The organism is Legionella quateirensis (genome assembly GCF_001467955.1).
GTDB lineage: Bacteria > Pseudomonadota > Gammaproteobacteria > Legionellales > Legionellaceae > Legionella > Legionella quateirensis.
Genome location: NZ_LNYR01000012.1, coordinates 717,897 through 736,568 on the forward strand (window position 1 = coordinate 717,897; position 18,672 = coordinate 736,568).

Consider the following 18,672-nt stretch of genomic DNA (forward strand, 5'->3'; position numbering starts at 1 on the left):
ACTGGGTTCTGGATTGCTTCACTTTGTTCGCAAAGACGAACATTTACATTGAATAGTAGATAATTATCGTCTCATCATTTATAAAACCGGGAAGTATTTATTTACGTCTCAATGATCTTGTAAAACCCCGTCTTTGCGAGCAACGCGAAGCAATCCACATCGGGACCTAATTGGAGCTGGGTTCTGGATGGCTTCACTACGTTCGCAAAGACGAACATTTACATTGAATAGTAGATAATTACTTTCACGAGAACACTTCAGCCAGAATGGAATAAGGGTACATTGGAAGAAAAATCAATAGATTAATAACAGTGCCCCTAGTGATAGCTCCCACATAGATAATCATAAATATATTCAAAAGTTTATGGATTAATAACTAAAATTTTATTATTGTATAGCCTGCTTTTCTTGCGAGCATTTAAATGGATTTAAATACAAAACTACTGGATTTACTCAATAAATCTATTTATACCAAAGACGCTTTTTCATTAGTGGAATTAGGAGCAGACCCCAATATTCTTAATGCTAGCGGGTACAGTTTACTTCATCTGTTAATTTTTAATAAGCACATGACCGAAGCCTTTCAACTGGTTGAACACTATAAAGCCAATATCAATATAAAGGATAAATACGGATTTACGCCTTTGTATTATATGTTGAATGAAAATTACAGCATTGATTCCCTGTTCAATATGATCAAGCTGGGCGCTAACCCGAATGTAAGAAACAAATCAGGAACTGCACCAATTCATTTGTTTATACGATCAAAATTCATCTATGCGCTGGAGCTCATCAAAATTCATCCAGAGAGTATCCATTACACGAGTAATGAAGGCACACCAATACAGCTCATGATGAATCTAAGGCATAGTCAACCTTTTACAGCAGACAATTATATAGTAATGGTACGAAATGGAGCAGATCCAGATTCTGTAGATCGAAATAATACCTCCTTACTCGAGATCATTTTAAAAATGGATAAGCCTGAGCGGAGCAGTGAATTAGTCGCTTTAAGTAAAATATCCCCCCGGGAAAGAAAATTGTTTACGCCTGATTTAATTGACTACTTAATTAATAAAGAGGGTGTATTGCAACTGGTAAATGATCTGCAACAAGATAAAATCTGCAAACAACATATATCCCTGCTAGCCAGATATCCGCATGCTAAAGAGATGGTCATCAAATGCATTAAAAGTTTGGACGTCGATGCTCAGGAAACCATTTTAAGAGAGTGTTTATCTTCTAACAGCTCATTAAATCAATTTTTTTCTGTCCAACGTGGATGGTTTATGACAAGTACCAGTCGGGGTACACTTGCTCAACTGACTAAAATGCAACACGAATTAATAGATAATAAAATCCGAGAATCTAAAACTATTAATGATGTGCCAGAAGATGACGAATTAATCTTATATTACAAGGCGTAAACGATTTCTTCAATCAAAATGCAATTTAATGACAAAGAGTAGTTCTTCGATTGCTTATTGCAGAGAAGGTTTGAAAGGAAAACTGGATGCATCCCAAGGTATAAAAGCGCTCATATCGTTAAAGAAGCACAATTCAGGTGGATTCAGTAGAACAGTACGACCAATCAAGAAATGCTCCAGACTCTTGTTTAATTGATGTTCAATTTCATGTTCTATTTTTTTATCAATTGTTTTAAAACGATAGGCCAGGGTTATATGAAAAGGATGAGGGATTTTTCTTTTCAACTCAAACCGTTTCGCAATGTCATCAATAGCCTTCTTTTGTACTGACGGTACACTGACAACTAATTTAATGGTTCTGCTCACTTTAAGCGAGTCAATTCTGACTTCAGGACAAAAAGCATTGCATTCAAAAGCAGTTTGAATCGCTTTAAAAAATAGTGTGTTCGAGATAATAAAATCCTTCCATTTCTCACTTCCTATAGCCCGCTCTGTAAAAAGATTGAGTGCGGTCATATGATAACTGGTGTTAGAAAGAGGAGCATAACAGAGATCGAGAAGAGTACATTCAGTAATTAATCTGTTGACCTCGGACCAAAGACACATATCAGCAGATTGCACGGATGCCACAACCGTAAGGCCAGGAAAAGGAGTATATTCTCCCTTGTTATTATATTTACGAAGCATCATGGCATGGGATAATTTCATCAGGTTAATATTGAGTATAGCCTGACTACCCCAATATAAATACCCGCCTGATAAAAGCTTCTAGGGCGTGTTGACAATTGACCCAAATCGCCTACGTACCGCGCTTTATGCGCGGTATCCAGTTGAACTACGAATCTTGTGTTGTAATATGTTAATACAGGATGAGTGGATGCCGCGCATAAAGCGCGGCACGTAGGGAGGAGGAGTTGAATTGTCAACAGCCCCTAATACTCGATAAACTGCCCACAGAGTACAAGCCTGCTACACAATCATTGAAGAATCAAAATGGCATTGCTGTATCGATCAGATGTATTCAATACCTTGTATCTATTGATTAACGGGGCTAGAAAAAAAGATCCCTGGAATAGTTAAGAGCGAATTGCTGGACTACACTATTAAAATACATCGACCCTGGAGATGATTCCGATGAATCAATTAACTACGACGTTACTGTTACCCATTTTCTTTTTTGGATTCAGCATCAGCTCAATAATTAACGCATCTCCCTCTCCAACAATGCCCGCTGATTTAATGTATGACAATAAACCAATTAATCCTTTATGCTTTGATCAGGAAGAAAGTTCAAATAAAACCCTGTCATTGACTAATAACTGTGGTCTTGCACCAATAGTTGTAGTTGGACAGTCTAAAGAGTTACTAAATAAAGGATATGTTGGTTTTGAATACAAAATGAAGGATGAGTCAGACTCTACATCCAGTTACAGTTATTATAAAGTAATAGGTTACTTTAATCACTTCTATACCATTCTGTCTATTAGCAACACAGGAGGGAGCGGTCATTTTTCATCTATATATTTAGTTAATCGTGATCATGACCAATTGCATATTAAAACATTACCTTTTGGTGGAGATCGTTGTAACGGTGGTTTGGATGAGGTAACGCAAAATAAAAATATCTTATCTTTTTCTTCCAATATTACACCAGGAGATTTTCTTTCTATTAGCAATAATAATCCTAAAAAATTACAAGCATATGATGATCTGGATGCTTGTGCGGCTTGCTGTGTTGCAACAGCCTTATACAAGACTGATTTACAACAAGACAGTACTAAAGCAACATTAACATCCATTCAGTTTGCCAATGATCCAGACACCTTATCTGAACTGAAGTCCAACGATAATACGGGATATCAAGCCTGCTTTAATCAGCTCGTCTTAGACTACATAGCTAAAAATAAAACAACATTGAGTGTAAAGGAGCTGGGTACATTTATGAATGAGTTCAATAAAAATTGTACCCAACATAACTGAGTAAAATCTGCTGGATTAGTTTAAAAGAGTGATATTGAATACTGATTTTTGGTTTGAATTTGTTTGATGTTTTTGCAGTCATTCCAATCAAGAAAGCTCTTGACTAAAATGGCGTCCCCAAGGGGATTCGAACCCCTGTTACCGCCGTGAAAGGGCAGTGTCCTAGGCCTCTAGACGATGGGGACCTGGAACTTAATGTACTACTTTACTACTAACAACTACACAACACCAAATAATGGCGTCCCCAAGGGGATTCGAACCCCTGTTACCGCCGTGAAAGGGCAGTGTCCTAGGCCTCTAGACGATGGGGACCCTGAACTATTTTGCCATCAACATACAAAGATGTTGATGGTGGAGCTAGGCGGGATCGAACCGCCGACCTCTTGCATGCCATGCAAGCGCTCTCCCAGCTGAGCTATAGCCCCAAAATAAGTCTCGCAGTTTAAAGAGGTACCTCAAAACTGTCAAGAGATTTTTAGTATTTCTACGTTTTTTGATAAGTACTGTGTTTTAAAATCAGTTGTTCATTCATCCGGATGCGTTCTTTTAAATGTGAATAAGCAAAGAAACGATATTTATTCAGCAACTCAAAGTTGAAGGACTTTCAAAATGAACTTGCTCATTAATTTCTTTATGTATTATAGACCTTTGTGCCAAATTGTCCTGAGTAAAAATCTTATGTCCCAGTTGAATAAGTTGTTCACTGTTAAATGTAACATGTTTTTTAATTGTAGCCTTTTCATTTCGCAACAGATCCTGTCCAAAAAACTCGTTCCAGGATACAGTATCATCATAGAAGCAAAGCATTGGCCCCCAGAAGTCTATAATGTACTCAGGATTAGTATGTACTCTGATATAAGTATGACTGCTATCTGAATAAAGTGTTTCAAGGGACAAGTCCAATTCAAATTCCAAAGCCATAAAATAAGCGCCAACGATAGAAAAAATCTCACATGTTCCTGTTCCATACAGATAACCGATCTTAAATAATTCCTCATAATGGAGCTCTGGGGATGATGTTATGGATTTAGAGTCATCCTCAAATATCTTATAACCAGCCAAAATTGCAGGAATAGCTTGTAAATCCGCCTCTTCAAAATGTGCCCTAAAAAATCGATTCCGCTCTGCCATTTTCATTTGTTCGACATATTTATTGCGAGCTCTTATGACTTCCGCACTATTAAATGCACCAAACGTAAGTACTTCATCAACTTTTATCTTAATCCGTTCAAAAGAATCAAACATAAACTCGAGTTTTTCATCATTGTCGGAACAGGTTTGTAGCAGTGTATTAAGAGTCGCCATATTATATTTAATAAAATCACAAGTTACATTTATTATAAAGGATGTATTGTAGCACGCCACACCGCTTCAAATGCAACCAGTTTTTTTTGCCAGATCAGAATAAAAGGTTAAATAACTACCCAGCTTTTTAGAGTGATACATCGCTTTATCTGCATAGGCAATAAGTTTATCAAAATCTATTGCTTCAGTTGGAAACAAACTGACACCAATACTCAGCTCAGGAATTAAAAGCACCTCATTATTCAGTGTTCCAATACTCAGCTCCTGGTGTACCCTCTCACAATATCCTTCTACATGCTCATTTTTAGTGATATCAGATAAAATAACAGCGAACTCATCACCTCCAATCCGAGCAACGGTATCCATACTTCGTGCGCATTTTTTTAGAGTTTGAGCAACAAAAACTAAAACAGAATCGCCAACCAAATGACCATAGGAGTCATTGATCTGTTTAAAACGGTTCAAATCAATAAAAAGTAATGCCACCTGTTTATTTTTAAATCGCACTTCGGCACTGTGGCGTTTATACTCATTTTGAACAACATGAAATCGATCTTCGAATAAAGTGCGGTTACATAACCCCGTAAGTGGATCGCGCAAGGCAAGATTCACTTTCATTTCATTTTCCTGAACAAGGAATGAAATATCAGAAAAAATACCGATGTAAAATACATGTTGTTTTGAATTAACTATTTTAGTAATCGTTAAAAGTTCCGGGACAATAGTTCCTGATTTACGCCTATTCCATATCTCACCCTGCCAGCGCCCGCATTGATTTAAAGTATCCCACATATTCTTATAGTAAGGCTTATCATGACGACCGGAATGGAACATGCCAGGATTATCGCCGATTACTTCGTGAGCTTCATAACCTGTAATGGATGTAAAAGCGCGATTGACATAAATAATTTGGGAATGCTCATTGGTAACTAGTATTCCATTAGTAATTTCTTCAAAAACTCCTTTAAGCCCCTCTTCACCCAATTCAATCAACTCAGGTAAGGAAGAATATTGATTTAATGAAACAGTCACATAAGCTCCTAAACTTGGAACATTTATGTTAAGTATAACTCACCCCATTCGAAACAAAATAAAATCAAACAGAAAAGTACCCGCAACAGTAACCATTTGCTTAAATTAGCACTATTATTAAAAGTAATTAAAGGAAGATTTGCTTAAAGGAGTTAGCCAGTATGACTGAAGAAATTACAACTCGCTCCTGGTGGAGTCGTATTAAAGATGCTTTTGTAGGCATATTGATCGGTATAGGATTAATAATAGGCGCTATCGTGCTGATATTCTGGAATGAACAGCATAGTTTGCACACAGCCCAATCTCTGGAGCAAGCCCATAAAGTCCTCATATCAGTGCCGTCATCACCAATCAATAATCAAAATAACTTGAAAGTAGTGTATTTGAATGGATTGGCAACGACCAAAGATCAATTGAAGGATTCGCTATTGGATGTGTCTGTCAATGCGATTAACCTCAACCGTAAAGTAGAAATGTATCAGTGGGAAGAAAAAACAGAAACGAAAACAGAGTCACAAATGGGGGGCTCGGAAAAACAAACAAAAACCTATTCCTATAATAAAATATGGTCAAGTAATCTGATAAGCAGCGCACAATTTAAAAACCCTCAAGGGCATCAAAATCCTGAATCCATGCCCATCCAATCAGCGCAACAATATGCTCAATCAGTAACTTTGGGAGATTTCATACTTCCATATGAATTGGTTAAACAAATTGACGTAAGTCAACCTGTTGATTTATCCAAGGTAAATAAGGAAACGTTAAAATCACAATATGACAAACCTGTTCATCTGATTAATAACGAATTGTATTTGGGGCAAAATCCTGATACCCCACAACCAGGTGATCTCCGCATCAATCTGACTGCCGCATATCCACAGACGGTCAGCATTATCGCGCAACAAACCGGAACTACCCTCCAGGCTTTTCTTGCTCCAGCTGGTGAACCAGTATTTCTACTCTCTACGGGACAGCACTCTTCGGATCAGATGATTGAAGAAGCACAATCTCAAAACAAGATGATAGCCTGGATTTTACGACTGGTCAGTTTAATCATGTTAATCGGTGGCTTTTCCTTAATACTTAACCCACTGGTTGTCCTGGCAGATGTTCTGCCATTCCTGGGCACTATTGTTGGTTTTGGTACTGGCTTTATCGCTTTTATTTGTGGATTGAGTGTGTGGTTACTCACAACGGCTATAGCCTGGTTTGCTACCAGGCCATTAGTATCTATTGGATTAATTATAGCTGGTGTGGTAATAGGTTATCTGTTCATCAGAGTGAAGGCTAATAAAACTCAAGAACCATCCAAGAGTTAACTTATGCCTTCAGAACTCTGTTAACACCAATAACCAGGGTTATAACTTATTAGATTTTCCTTGTTGCTCTTGGAGATCATCTGGTCGCACTTCATCATGTATCGTATCCTGATATTTTGTTTTTATATCCTGATTTTTCGCTATCGTGTCTTGTGTTGAACTTGCCAATGTTTTTATCTCACTGGAAGCCGCATTAACTACCTGTGCAGAACGGGTTTTATTAAAGAAAAACCAATCACCTGTTACAGCCATATTGATTGTATTCGCAATCAAAAATAATCCAGTGACATGCAATATGGTGTTAGCAATGATTTTCATTGCTTTACGCATAATTCCTCTATCAACATTGAGAGCCTTTCCTTCAAATTCCTTATCTGCTTGATTAATACCCACCAAAAACGATTTTTTATCTTCAGCGGTAGGGGCCGGCTTACTTAAATATTCACAACTTTTGCTAAAAATTTCTTTTTTATACGCATTAGAATGTTCTTCTATCAATCTTGATTTTTCTGATTGATTTCCTGGTTCCCCTCTGGTGACATGAGATAAGTACTCAACTACATCATGAGTTTTATTAACAATTTGAGTAAAACTCTTTCCTGCCTCATTATCCTGCAACACTAAATCCAACTGTTGAGTTTTTTGCTCTTCACTCAGATCGTTCACTTTCGATATAGCGACAACAGCACTTGCTTGTTCATCGGTTATTTGAACATCAGTGTTTTGTAATATTTCTTTGGCTTTTTCTTGAATCATTTCCAGATAAACTGGATCTTTGGAAACAGTAGCCAAATCAATACCAAAAACCTTTTGAGAAAACTCCTTAGGAGTAAAATATACATCGTTTTCTCGATACTGAGTTTTCAAAACTCCAGCTGAATTAGTCCAACGATCTGTTGAATAACCTGCCTGCGCAAATTGCCTGATTATATGAATAGGAACTATCCAATGTCTGAACCACTCTAGATGAGCTTGATGTGGCATGATATAAGTATTAGATCGCGTGGTAGAAGGAAATTTTGCGACCATTTGTTGAAAAAACGAATTTTGAATAACACCATTTTCCAAATTATGCGACGCCAAAAATGTTGTAGCTGCCCGGATATTTTTGCACTTAGTCAAATCATGATATTTTGAAAACAAAGAACCGGGTGTATTTTCAGCAATTTGACCTGGAACGGGTTGATTGGCGATAATATCCATAGATATGTTAAGATCATCGAGTTTTTTTGCAACGGCAAAGGTTGTCACAGCCCCTCTGCTAAATCCTTGTAAGCCAATATCCGTTATTTGATGCTTACTTAAGTATGTTGGCCCTTCAATACGGCAAATTCCATCCCCCATCAATTCCTTCAGTGTATCAAGATCTATTGTTTTATCTTTTCCATTAAATGCTTTGCGTATACTATTCGAAACAATATCCAAATCGGGAAAAAGAAGACCGCCGCCAACTTTGTCATGTTGACATCCTCTCATATAAACTCGGATTACGTCAGGCTTAAAGTTATTTGCACTCTCTAAACTATCTGCATAACCATCACCCGGATCACCTGTTCCCGCAAAACAAAATACTATCTTAGTCATATAGTTCTCCATGATGCGTAAATGCGCATAAAGAAAAATTGATGTACATCTTTATATAAACTTAGTCTTTCAACATTAAGAGAAACTTAAGCAGGGAATTCTTTACGAAATATTTACAGAATTAACAAACTGATTTTTATTTATTTATCCTTGACTTAACTCACCGGAGGAACATACTCCGCACATCAACCTTCAATTGCCTTTAATTAATACAATAAAAGTATTAACAAAAGTAACAGGAACGATTACTATTCATAACAATATTCAGCATTAGGGTTTTATTCGGGTCAGTAATGAATAACATTAAACGTGGTATCAGTAATTTGATTTTCATGGGGAGATGGTTACAACTTCCCTTGTATTTGGGGCTTATCCTCATTTTAGCAGCTTATGTATATCGTTTTATCGGTGAGTTATTTGAATTAATTATTCATCTCAATGGTTTTGATGACACCCATATCATGTTGGGAGTTTTAGATCTGATTGATGTAGTCATGATAGCAAACCTCCTCATTATGGTGGTCATGGGAGGATATGAAACGTTTGTGTCGCATCTGCAGCTCGATTCGCACCCGGATCAACCGGAATGGCTGGATCATCTCGATGCTGGTGCTATGAAGATTAAATTAGCCCTGTCATTAGTTGGCATATCGTCTATACATTTGTTACGGACATTTATCGATCCCTCAAAACTAAGTAACTTTACTGTGATGTGGCAAGTAATAATTCATGTTACATTAATAATATCCGCTTTGGCTATTGCATACACCAATCGGTTGTTAGACCACCCTAAAATAACAGTACCCTCATCTGAATAAATCTGAGCCATGAGTTCAATTGACGTCTTGATATATGCAAAAAATTCAATGAAATCAATAGGTAATAAAATAGAATAAGTCGGTTAAATAAAACAATGACTGACTTAAATTTATCCGATAGAATCAATAGAAATAACCTGTCCAGGAATTGAGTTCGGTTGCATGAAGTCACCATAAAATATAAGGATATCGAATATGACAGACACTCCGGTTAGTATTGATAAAAACAATGAAACAGAATTGGATGCTACCAATGATACGCCCTCTTCCAGCATAGAAATCGATAACACTCTTTTATCTCAGGACGCATTACAAGAACCCCAAGAACATGCCTCCAAGATACAAGCCATCTTTGATCAGTCATCCGCAATCATCGATGTCGAAAAAGTGAATAAATCCCTGAAAGAAGTAGAAGAAACTCAAAAAGGTGTTTCCGAGATTAAAGCCCTCATTAATTCAATAATCGATAATATGGCAAAAAATCAAAGCATGCTGACACGAGCAGCACTTCTTTGGGGAAAAGTGCCTCTCTGGCAAAAAATTGGTTTGGGCACTGTATTGATAGCCCCTACGCTGATTTTAGGTATTGCACTACAGATATACATGCTTATTGCCATCAGTGCCTTGACTCTGATTGCTTATATACCAAGCAGTGTTGTTCTGGATAATCATTACAACCACGATGAACAAATTACTGATCGTTTGAAACAAGGTATGGAAGGTTTGGCTGAATCTTTGATCAATCTCATCCAAACAATGGAAAATCTGGGTGTTCAAATAGCAGGTGAAATTGAAAAATTTCAGCAGGAGAATGAGCGACTTACTGATGCGATCGGTAATTTATCTGAGCAGGTCTCTGTACTCTCAAATGAAGCCGAGGAGCTCAAAAAAAGAGAGCAGGAATTACGATCCATTCAACATAGTTTAGAAAAAACAGATCAAGACCTAAAACTCACTCTAGAAGAAAAAACCAGGTTGTATGAACAAATCAAAACAGAGATAACTCAGGTGACTCAAGCCTTTGAAAAAAATCAGCGGGAATTGTCTCAAAAAACTTTGGAATTAAATCAAGTTCAGCTTGAAATGGGACAACAATTAAAGAATCTTAATACAGTGGTTCAATCCTTACAAAAAGTAGTAGAATCTTATGCGGATCAAGCCATTAAAAATGAACAAGATAGAACAATATTTCAATCAAAGTTAACAGAATTTGTAACGGACAGAGATAAAAGCTATGAACAAGTCGCTCAACGTATACAGAAACGTAATGAAGAACTTCTCATTGTTCAGGATAAATTTGATCGCCTCCAGAAAAAGTATCAAGCTCTGTTAAATCGACAAGGGGATGTGATAAAACGATTGGAACAAGAAATTCCAGCTAAAAAATCATCCAAAGCAGTTTTTGTAAAACCAACACATGGACAAACTGAAGCCCCCCCCTTGAAGCATGCGCATCAAATAAACAATCTGGGACTTCATGCAGAAAAGAGAAAACATCGTTCACGTCATCACCATCCAAAAGAGACTCCTGAAGTGAATCCAGCTGCCACTAATGGACGATAGAGCAATTTCAAGCCTTCGTTCTGATACAGCTTCAGACGAAGGCACTCACTTTTACCATAAAATCTCTAGATAGCTGATTAATACAACAAAACAAGTAATGCCCTAACCTCATATAAACTCTTTTAAAACCGGAACTCAACAGGATTTTCTGCCACCTTCAGGAGATCCCTCGCTTCACTCGGGATGACGGTTGGTTTTATTGGTTTTATCTGTTTTATCGTCATCCCGAACACCGTGAGGGATCTTCATATACGAGTACTAAACAGGACTTTCTGCCACCTTCAGGAGATCCCTCGCTTCACTCGGGATGACGGTTGGTTTTATCGGTTTTATCAGTTTTATCGTCATCCCGAACAACGTGAGGGATCTCCATCTACGGGCACTGAACAGGATTTTCTGCCACCTTCAGGAGATCCCTCGCTTCCACTCGGGATGACGGTTGGTTTTATCGGTTTTATCAGTTTTATCGTCATCCCGAACACCGTGAGGGATCTCCATCTACGGGCACTGAACAGGACTTTCTGCCCCCTTCAGGAGATCCCTCGCTTCACTCGGGATGACGGTTGGTTTTATCGGTTTTATCGTCATCCCGAACACCGTGAGGGATCTCCATCTACGGGCACTGAACAGGATTTTCTGCCACCTTCAGGAGATCCCTCGCTTCACTCGGGATGACGGTTGGTTTTATCGGTTTTATCGTCTTGCCAAACACCGTGAGGGATCTCCATATACGGGTAATGAACACGTCTTTCTGCCACATTTAAGAGATCACTCGTTTCACTCGGGATGATTGTTTTTCATGGGTTTATTGAGATGTTACAAAAATATTCAACATTACTTAATTTATGAGACCTTATGAATTTTTAATTGACTTGAATTTTCTGTAAATGCTATTCCAGTATGGTTGGCTGACACAATAGTTCTCTTTAGCACGATCATGATGAATCTGATGTTGCGCTTTGAAGTAATCTAATATTACTGATCGATCATTATCCACATGATGAATCATGTGATGAATAGTAATATACCAAAAATAGCCAAAGACTATTCCTCCTACAAAAGCACAACCTAATTGATATCCCAATAAACTCAAAAAAATTAAATGCAAAATCAATAACAAAATAGCAGTAACGTAAGGAGGAGAAGAAACTAATGCTTGAGGAAGTTTATGATGTATTAAATGCATTTTTTTAATACTTTTTAGTTTTCCGTGATAAATAAATCGATGAAATCCATATTCAAGTACCCCACCATATAGAATAAAACCGATGATAAAAGCAATTACTACTGACACATCAAATTGAGAATACTGAAAAATATAATATACATCACCACACCAAACTAATGGCAATAAAAAAAAGTCCCCATAATAATTAAATAAATCCAACTTACTAACTACAATTAGATCACTTTTTAAATTATTCATCTGAGTGATAACCTATACAGTTAGAATTTAAATTTGATTAACTAAAGTATAGGCTGAAATATAGAACAAATTTGTTTTTAAACTATTTTTTTATATAATTTTATTGTTCAGTCAATTGTGTAATCCAAAATTTTTGTGAAGAACTCAAATTTTTCGGAACGGGTTCTACGCGAATCATCTGGACCATAGAGGGTTGAAATGGACCATCAGCAGTTGCCCATTGATAGGTAATTTGAAATTGCCATTGATGTTTATTTATCACTGATTTATCAATTTTGAACGAAGTAATCCATGGACTTGAAGTACCTGAGACCCAATATGGCCAATTGTCTTTATATTTATTTTTTAACGGTTCAGAAAATAACATAAACTGCACCGCTGCGTTCCTATGTTTATTCGCTGAAGCAAAGAGCGATGCCAGCGCATCAGGTGTTTCAGGAGCCAAAGCGCGTTCCAACATTGAAATTCGGGCAGCATCTGATTCTTCCTGAGTCATTGCTTGTGAAAAACAATTCGTTGAATAAGGAAATAAAACAATCAAACTAATCAACAAAACAATAATTCGGATATAGTTCATTGGTTCTCTGCTTTCTAAATTTAAGAGTATATCAAGCATACCCTGCTCGATTATCTTCAGCAATAAGATGATTCAATCAAGTCGATAAGCAGGAACCTATCAGAAATACAACACGATTCTTTTTAACAAAAAAATTGGGGTTTTTCATTAATAAGGACAATGCTAGACTAAACTTATATCAACACCCAACAACTAAAACAACAAGAAAGCATACATGAATAAAAAACTGAGCCCTTTAGGTTTATTATGGATATCCTTTACCAGCATCATTGGTTCCGGATGGTTATTTGGTACCTTATATTCTGCGCAATTTGCAGGACCTGCTGCAATTTTGGCCTGGCCAATTGGAGGCTTTTTACTACTGGTGCTTTCTTTATCCTACGCCGAAATTGGTACCATGTTCCCTCAGTCAGATGCTCTGGCGAGTCTTCCTCTTTATACGCATGGTCGATTAACCAGCGTGATGATTAGTGGCATGGGCTGGATTTCCCTGGCAATTATTCCTGTTATAGAAACACAAGGGTTAGTCCAGTATGCCAGTAATTACATACCCGGTCTGGTAACTCGTTTTGGCACTCATTACCATAATACCTCTATAGGATCTCTGGTTAATATTGTGTTATTAATGAGTTTCGTATTCTTTAACTATTTTGGTCTTAAATTATTTGCTCGGATTAATGCCGGTTTTACATTCTGGAAGCTCTTCATCCCCTGTCTTACCATCATTGCATTAGTGTATACCAACTACCATAGTGAAAATTTTACTCAATACGGAGGGTTCATGCCCTACGGTTGGGAAGGTGTAATGGCTGCAATGTCAAGTGGTGGTGTACTGTTCTCTCTTTTAGGTTTCAGACAAATCATTATTATGATGGGAGAAATAGATAAACCGGGCAAATACGTGCCGTTAGTTATTGTAAGTTCCATCGTGCTCACCACCTTACTTTATACTGGTTTACAGTGGTCATTTATTGGCAGTTTAAACGGACAGGCCCTTACCCAAGGCTGGGCAAAGCTCTCCTTTGCTGGAGATGCTGGACCATTTGCAGCCCTGGTAACTTTTGCGGGATTAATTTGGCTGAGTTTTTTACTGTATTTTGATGCATTTATATCGCCTTTTTCTACCGGTTTAGTATACAGCACCACCGCAGCCCATATGTTAGCCAGTATGGGTACCACAGGCGCTGCACCACCTATCACTAACACAATGAATAAGTATCAAGTTCCATGGGTTAGTCTGATTATAAATTTCTTCCTTGCCGCAGTAATGTCCTTTTTGTTACATGGTTGGCAAGAAATTTCTGCTTTTTTAGTAGCAATACTCATGATTAGCTATGCAGTTGGCCCAATCAGTCTGGTTTGTTTACGCCAACAACTACCCTCTCACCCGAGACCCTTTCGCCTACGATTCAGTGGTATAGTTGGATCGGCAGGTTTTTATATATGTACTGTTGGAATTTATTGGTCCGGTCTGAAAAGTATTCAAAAAGTATTGGTTCTGACTTTTCTTTGTTTGGTTTTTTACCTGATTTATTCTCGTATCGCAAAAAAATCCACCCATGACATTGACGCACCAAATGCAGCCTGGCTTTTGATTTATCTCGTGGGTCTCGGCCTGTTTTCATATTATGGAAATTATGGCGGAACGCATCTGATACCAGTATATTGGGATTTATTGTACCTGCTGATTTTTAGCATGGCTACTCTTGCTCTTTGTGTTATAACAAGAAAGCCCAATGACCATACATTAAAGATGATTTCCAGGAAAACCCCAGATCTCGTGTCTTGAGTTATTCATGTTAGACACTGTCTTGGCTTCCAGATATCTTTCACAGAGTATGAATGGCCGATGTTCAAATTAATAACCCTACTCCTGAATTACTTTCGAGCCTCTTAAATGCTCCATGTCTAATTGCATTCTGTAATGGGGGACGGGATGCCATTCAGCAATAAATTCTTCAATAATCTGAAATCCTGCTTTCTCATAAACATGAACGGCTCGTTGATTTGCTATTTCAGGATCAATAAGTACCCTGTCAACATAAGAGTATTGGCTGAGTAAAAACTCATGAATCATCTGAACTGCAAGTCCTTTACCAAGGTAATCCAGATTACATATAAATAAATCAAGAGTAATCGCTTCTTTATCATCGGGAGAGAGTTGTTCAAGCTTCGACGTTATTAAATAGGCAAAAGGAATTTCATTATCATATGCTATCCAATGAATGCCCCATGAGCCACGATCTGGAAAGTGTTCCAAGTCGATAAACGTATTTTTTAAACCCTCACCATGCAGCCATTCGCTGATATGTTTTTGTACTATCCCATCACATACCCATTTTTTTTGTGTTGGTTCAACAGGCCTATATGAAAATCGAAAAGTTTTATTCATCAAGTGGGCTCCATGGGGTTCTGTAACGTAAATGAGTCAACTCCCTGTCATCTGTTCCAGTGAGATCTGGATGTAGAGTAATTTAATTCGCTCTTAGTCTCCAGAATTTCTTTCTGCATGTCTGCAATTTTATCCAGATATAATTTTTGTCTGGTCTCATTATTGTGTTCAGATAATGCTTTTTCCTCCGGGTTCATCCTGAGTAATAATTGAATGTACTCATCAGAAACAGTATCTGTGTCAGTCAAAAAAGTAGTGCGTAACGTCCCTCTCATAACCAGATCTATCAATTTTGGATTTATATATTTTTGCCCTGACAAAGAATGCTGTAATACAGCAGATGGTATCCGCTTATCTGCTGACTGTTTCAGTTCAGTCAATGCGTCCTTCATCATTTTAAGAAAAAGTTCCAATCCCTCAATTGGATTTAATGTTCCCTGCGAAACCTGCCCTACCAGTTCCAAAGATTTTTGTCTGCACAGATGCTCTAGCACATCATCCAGTTCATTTACAAATGGAGGTAGCTCAACAGTTGAGTTCAGACTATCCATCAAGTGAGTGCCGGAGAGTAAGCTTTTATGCTGTTTTCCAAATCGGCTTTTTTGATAAATTGATTTATCGAGTAATGCTGGAGTAAAACTACTATGGCATGCCTGAGTTAAATTTGACTCTTTATCGTCTCTAAATAAAGTTCGTCCTCGTCCATGCTGTAGACTGGTATGACCATTTGTAGGAAATAGGCCTGTTTTATAATAAGCAATTAAGGTATAAAAGAATAAATCAACACGCCGATTTGCGTGTTCGATGATATTGTTTCTAGAGAGTGCAAGCATCGCACTTCGATCATTCTGTTTTCTTACCAATTCATATTTCGAACAAGGCAAAGCAAGAGCCGCACTATAATTTTCATAATATTTATAACGTTCCCGTCTTCGGTTAAAAAACTGTTTATGTTCTTCAGATTTTAATTGATTAAAAAATCTCGAATCTGGAAATTTCATTTTTCGGTCAACAACACTAAGCGCAGTATGGTTCGCCGGTTTAATCGTTTGTGTCGTGTTGAATATGGCCTTAGGAGGAAGAGCTGGCGTTGGACATTTTGAAGTTGTTGCACGAGGAGTTACAGAAGTATCAGGATTAGTACTTGCCAAGGGTATTCTAACAAACTTAATTCGTCCCATCATGGTTCTCTCCTTGAATCGCCATTATGTCGCAATGTTTTACTAAACGCATTCGGAATCCAGTATCCTTAAACAGACTCGATTGCTCCAACAAGGAATTGGCATGGAATACGTACCAATTCTTGATCGGTGTTTGTAAAAATGTCCTGCTTTATTACAGTACATATTTATCTTACAAAATTCAAACATTAATATTGCTCTATGAATAAAACTGTTGCAGATATAAAATACAGGATCACTAACAAGAACATAATCAAGAGGGTTAGTTAATAAAAATACAGAATACAGGAATTTATTGAACCAAAAGATTGTCTCTCCAGATCAGATAAACTATGGAATGAAACACAAATACTGATTAACTAATCCTGGATAAACCGATGATTACGAGTAGTCGAATTAACTCAATTGCATGCCAGGCGAACCAGAATCTAAATGGGAATCAGCTTCTTCAACATCCTCAACAGCTTCAACAGCTTCAACTTTTTCAGCTTCGTTAACTTCTTCACTATTTTGCATATTGAGTTCTAAACCTTGCTCTTGGGGTTTAAGCCGAACCAGCTCTGACTTATAGAATTCCACTTTATCCAAATGCTCTTCACTAATATTTTGACCGGCTATTCCTATAGCGGCTTTTCCCAGATTACTTACAGCAGCAACTGCTTGAGTAATCAATTGAGCTGTTTTTGATAAAACACCTGAATTTACAGCTTGACCTATTACATTACTCACTCCAGCCATAATCAGACTGGTACCCAATAAAGCAGTTGTAATTAGCTCTCCTGGGGTTGGCGCCGCCCCAAATCTAATTAAGTTATACAACATTGTACCTACTTTTTTCAGTGCCAAGGGTAATCCTATAACCAGCGAAATAGTACTGGCGGCGAGCGCTATAGGAATCATCACTGGGGCAAAAGCCGGAACTAAAGAAAGAGCAGTTGCTCCAATTGCTACTAGTGATGCAGTAAGTGCTATTTTTGATCCAAGACGCTCGCAATTATTTACAAAATTTGAATAACTTCTTGAAGGTTTATTCGCATACTTAAAATTAAAATCATTCGCTTGATAATAAAAATCTTTAGTTTTCGACAAGTTATCCAGTAGTTGAGCTTTATTCTCCTCATCTAATGAGGAATCTTTTATAGTACGCTTGAGATCAGTAAGCTCATCATTAAACTCCTTTCGTCTTGATAAAGCCTCTAACTTAGAAGACTCAAATTGAATGCCTTCTTTTTGAACCAAAGTTCTTAATCTTTCTATCTTAAGTGCAATAGGATTATCCTCTTCCAGCGAAGCGTCTATCGCAGATTTATTTAAAAAATGAAGACTTGCTGACTGAGAAAAAAGTATTTGGCCAAAGAGGATAATGCTTTCGAGTTGTTGTTTTTTTAATTGCTTATTTTCTGGGCTGTCATCAGTCGAATTAATTTCATCCTTAAGAATATTTATATATCCTGTATGCACCGGATCAAAATCAAAATTAGTTGATGGTGTAGAAATACGCAGAGGCTGAGCCATGAACTCAGGCCCAAAAAGCAAATATTCAGTTTGAGCAAATTCATTATCAGGCATTAATTGCCGAAGTTGATCTCTGACTATTTGTGAAATCGATTCATAATCATCTCTGAATAATGTAACTTTCATAGAGGAATTCTAAGGATTCATCTGACATAACTAAAGCATAGCATATGGTTCTATATCATGAGGAATTTGCGCTAATGCATTCACTCTATGAGAGCAAGGCCTATCACTCCGAGTACAGCTCTGCTCTGAGCATCATGCAGGCCTGCATAATTTCATCAATACATAATTCGTTATCGTTGGAATATAAGTCAAAATATTCCCTATTGATGTTACTGTTTACAGAATTCAAAGAACACCCATAAAAAAAGGAACCCGCATTATTCCTGCCATCAGAAATTCTGGCATTGACGATTACACCATGATCTCTTGAAATATAACAATTGACTTCTGCGCTAGTGTAAAAAACGGAATTAAGAAAGTAAGCGTTAAAACATTGACAGGCATTTAAATCCTTTTGTCCCAAAAGGATGAACAAAAAGATGAAAAG

At 37.4% G+C, this 18,672-nt stretch carries 15 protein-coding genes and 3 tRNA genes; 6 read left to right on the top strand and 12 right to left on the bottom strand.

All coding sequences use genetic code 11. The features are described from left to right. The first annotated feature begins 422 nt into the window (after positions 1–422). The gene (locus tag Lqua_RS07630; RefSeq protein WP_058473669.1) at positions 423–1,427 is read left to right on the top strand and encodes an ankyrin repeat domain-containing protein; all 1,005 of its coding nucleotides are present in this window, start codon (positions 423–425) and stop codon (positions 1,425–1,427) included. A gap of 54 nt (positions 1,428–1,481) precedes the next feature. On the opposite strand, the gene Lqua_RS07635 is transcribed toward Lqua_RS07630, so the two are convergent. Continuing rightward, positions 1,482–2,135, bottom strand: a complete 654-nt coding sequence (locus Lqua_RS07635; RefSeq protein WP_058473670.1) for a DUF1868 domain-containing protein — start codon at positions 2,133–2,135, stop codon at positions 1,482–1,484. A gap of 426 nt (positions 2,136–2,561) precedes the next feature. Between Lqua_RS07635 and Lqua_RS07640 the strand changes: the two genes are divergently transcribed. Then, positions 2,562–3,407 (top strand): hypothetical protein, encoded by an 846-nt coding sequence (locus Lqua_RS07640; protein ID WP_058473671.1) that lies wholly within the window; start codon positions 2,562–2,564, stop codon positions 3,405–3,407. A gap of 109 nt (positions 3,408–3,516) precedes the next feature. Here Lqua_RS07640 and Lqua_RS07645 read toward each other — a convergent pair. The 5 genes from Lqua_RS07645 to Lqua_RS07665 all read right to left on the bottom strand — a co-directional run bounded on the left by Lqua_RS07645 (position 3,517) and on the right by Lqua_RS07665 (position 5,744). Continuing rightward, positions 3,517–3,592 (bottom strand) — tRNA-Glu (locus Lqua_RS07645). A gap of 51 nt (positions 3,593–3,643) precedes the next feature. Further along, positions 3,644–3,719 (bottom strand) — tRNA-Glu (locus Lqua_RS07650). 37 nt (positions 3,720–3,756) lie between these two features. Continuing rightward, positions 3,757–3,832, bottom strand: a tRNA-Ala gene (locus Lqua_RS07655). A 154-nt stretch (positions 3,833–3,986) separates the two neighbouring features. Further along, the gene (locus Lqua_RS07660) at positions 3,987–4,712 is read right to left on the bottom strand and encodes a hypothetical protein (RefSeq protein ID WP_058473672.1); all 726 of its coding nucleotides are present in this window, start codon (positions 4,710–4,712) and stop codon (positions 3,987–3,989) included. Between the two features lie 66 nt (positions 4,713–4,778). Beyond that, a complete protein-coding gene (locus tag Lqua_RS07665) occupies positions 4,779–5,744 on the bottom strand; it encodes a GGDEF domain-containing protein (RefSeq protein ID WP_058473673.1) in 966 nt (321 codons plus the stop codon). A 161-nt stretch (positions 5,745–5,905) separates the two neighbouring features. Here Lqua_RS07665 and Lqua_RS07670 point away from each other — a divergent pair, with 161 nt between their 5' ends. Next, positions 5,906–7,063 carry a TMEM43 family protein gene (locus Lqua_RS07670; RefSeq protein WP_058473674.1) on the top strand — a complete coding sequence of 386 codons (1,158 nt, stop codon included), beginning with the start codon at positions 5,906–5,908 and terminating at the stop codon, positions 7,061–7,063. Positions 7,064–7,102: 39 nt separating this feature from the next. Here the strand turns inward: Lqua_RS07670 and Lqua_RS07675 are convergent, their stop codons facing one another. Continuing rightward, positions 7,103–8,647: a hypothetical protein gene (locus Lqua_RS07675; protein WP_058473675.1), complete on the bottom strand. Its 1,545-nt coding sequence runs from the start codon at positions 8,645–8,647 to the stop codon at positions 7,103–7,105. A gap of 293 nt (positions 8,648–8,940) precedes the next feature. Here Lqua_RS07675 and Lqua_RS07680 point away from each other — a divergent pair, with 293 nt between their 5' ends. Further along, positions 8,941–9,465 carry a TIGR00645 family protein gene (locus Lqua_RS07680; RefSeq protein ID WP_058473676.1) on the top strand — a complete coding sequence of 175 codons (525 nt, stop codon included), beginning with the start codon at positions 8,941–8,943 and terminating at the stop codon, positions 9,463–9,465. Between the two features lie 195 nt (positions 9,466–9,660). After that, a complete protein-coding gene (locus tag Lqua_RS07685) occupies positions 9,661–11,028 on the top strand; it encodes a LegC2/C7 family Dot/Icm T4SS effector (protein WP_058473677.1) in 1,368 nt (455 codons plus the stop codon). Positions 11,029–11,881: 853 nt separating this feature from the next. Here Lqua_RS07685 and Lqua_RS07695 read toward each other — a convergent pair. Next, complete coding sequence (locus tag Lqua_RS07695) at positions 11,882–12,454, bottom strand: sterol desaturase family protein (RefSeq protein ID WP_058473679.1); 573 nt, start codon at positions 12,452–12,454, stop codon at positions 11,882–11,884. A gap of 100 nt (positions 12,455–12,554) precedes the next feature. Next, on the bottom strand, positions 12,555–13,031 hold the full coding sequence (locus Lqua_RS07700; RefSeq protein WP_058473780.1) for a hypothetical protein: 477 nt from the start codon (positions 13,029–13,031) through the stop codon (positions 12,555–12,557). 214 nt (positions 13,032–13,245) lie between these two features. Here Lqua_RS07700 and Lqua_RS07705 point away from each other — a divergent pair, with 214 nt between their 5' ends. After that, positions 13,246–14,820 (top strand): APC family permease, encoded by a 1,575-nt coding sequence (locus Lqua_RS07705; RefSeq protein ID WP_058473680.1) that lies wholly within the window; start codon positions 13,246–13,248, stop codon positions 14,818–14,820. Positions 14,821–14,898: 78 nt separating this feature from the next. Here the strand turns inward: Lqua_RS07705 and Lqua_RS07710 are convergent, their stop codons facing one another. From Lqua_RS07710 to Lqua_RS07720, 3 genes are all read right to left on the bottom strand, one after another. Further along, complete coding sequence (locus Lqua_RS07710) at positions 14,899–15,423, bottom strand: GNAT family N-acetyltransferase (RefSeq protein ID WP_115148697.1); 525 nt, start codon at positions 15,421–15,423, stop codon at positions 14,899–14,901. Positions 15,424–15,470: 47 nt separating this feature from the next. After that, the gene (locus Lqua_RS07715) at positions 15,471–16,607 is read right to left on the bottom strand and encodes a hypothetical protein (RefSeq protein ID WP_058473682.1); all 1,137 of its coding nucleotides are present in this window, start codon (positions 16,605–16,607) and stop codon (positions 15,471–15,473) included. Positions 16,608–17,000: 393 nt separating this feature from the next. Continuing rightward, complete coding sequence (locus Lqua_RS07720; RefSeq protein WP_058473683.1) at positions 17,001–18,245, bottom strand: hypothetical protein; 1,245 nt, start codon at positions 18,243–18,245, stop codon at positions 17,001–17,003. Positions 18,246–18,672 lie beyond the last annotated feature (427 nt).

Excerpts from the sequence above, each read along its gene's own strand:
- Lqua_RS07630 (WP_058473669.1), top strand. The coding sequence starts at position 423 with ATGGATTTAAATACAAAACTACTGGATTTACTCAATAAATCTATTTAT.
- Lqua_RS07635 (WP_058473670.1), bottom strand. The coding sequence starts at position 2,135 with ATGAAATTATCCCATGCCATGATGCTTCGTAAATATAATAACAAGGGA.
- Lqua_RS07640 (WP_058473671.1), top strand. The coding sequence starts at position 2,562 with ATGAATCAATTAACTACGACGTTACTGTTACCCATTTTCTTTTTTGGA.
- Lqua_RS07660 (WP_058473672.1), bottom strand. The coding sequence starts at position 4,712 with ATGGCGACTCTTAATACACTGCTACAAACCTGTTCCGACAATGATGAA.
- Lqua_RS07670 (WP_058473674.1), top strand. The coding sequence starts at position 5,906 with ATGACTGAAGAAATTACAACTCGCTCCTGGTGGAGTCGTATTAAAGAT.
- Lqua_RS07675 (WP_058473675.1), bottom strand. The coding sequence starts at position 8,647 with ATGACTAAGATAGTATTTTGTTTTGCGGGAACAGGTGATCCGGGTGAT.
- Lqua_RS07680 (WP_058473676.1), top strand. The coding sequence starts at position 8,941 with ATGAATAACATTAAACGTGGTATCAGTAATTTGATTTTCATGGGGAGA.
- Lqua_RS07685 (WP_058473677.1), top strand. The coding sequence starts at position 9,661 with ATGACAGACACTCCGGTTAGTATTGATAAAAACAATGAAACAGAATTG.
- Lqua_RS07695 (WP_058473679.1), bottom strand. The coding sequence starts at position 12,454 with ATGAATAATTTAAAAAGTGATCTAATTGTAGTTAGTAAGTTGGATTTA.
- Lqua_RS07700 (WP_058473780.1), bottom strand. The coding sequence starts at position 13,031 with ATGAACTATATCCGAATTATTGTTTTGTTGATTAGTTTGATTGTTTTA.
- Lqua_RS07705 (WP_058473680.1), top strand. The coding sequence starts at position 13,246 with ATGAATAAAAAACTGAGCCCTTTAGGTTTATTATGGATATCCTTTACC.
- Lqua_RS07710 (WP_115148697.1), bottom strand. The coding sequence starts at position 15,423 with ATGAATAAAACTTTTCGATTTTCATATAGGCCTGTTGAACCAACACAA.
- Lqua_RS07715 (WP_058473682.1), bottom strand. The coding sequence starts at position 16,607 with ATGATGGGACGAATTAAGTTTGTTAGAATACCCTTGGCAAGTACTAAT.
- Lqua_RS07720 (WP_058473683.1), bottom strand. The coding sequence starts at position 18,245 with ATGAAAGTTACATTATTCAGAGATGATTATGAATCGATTTCACAAATA.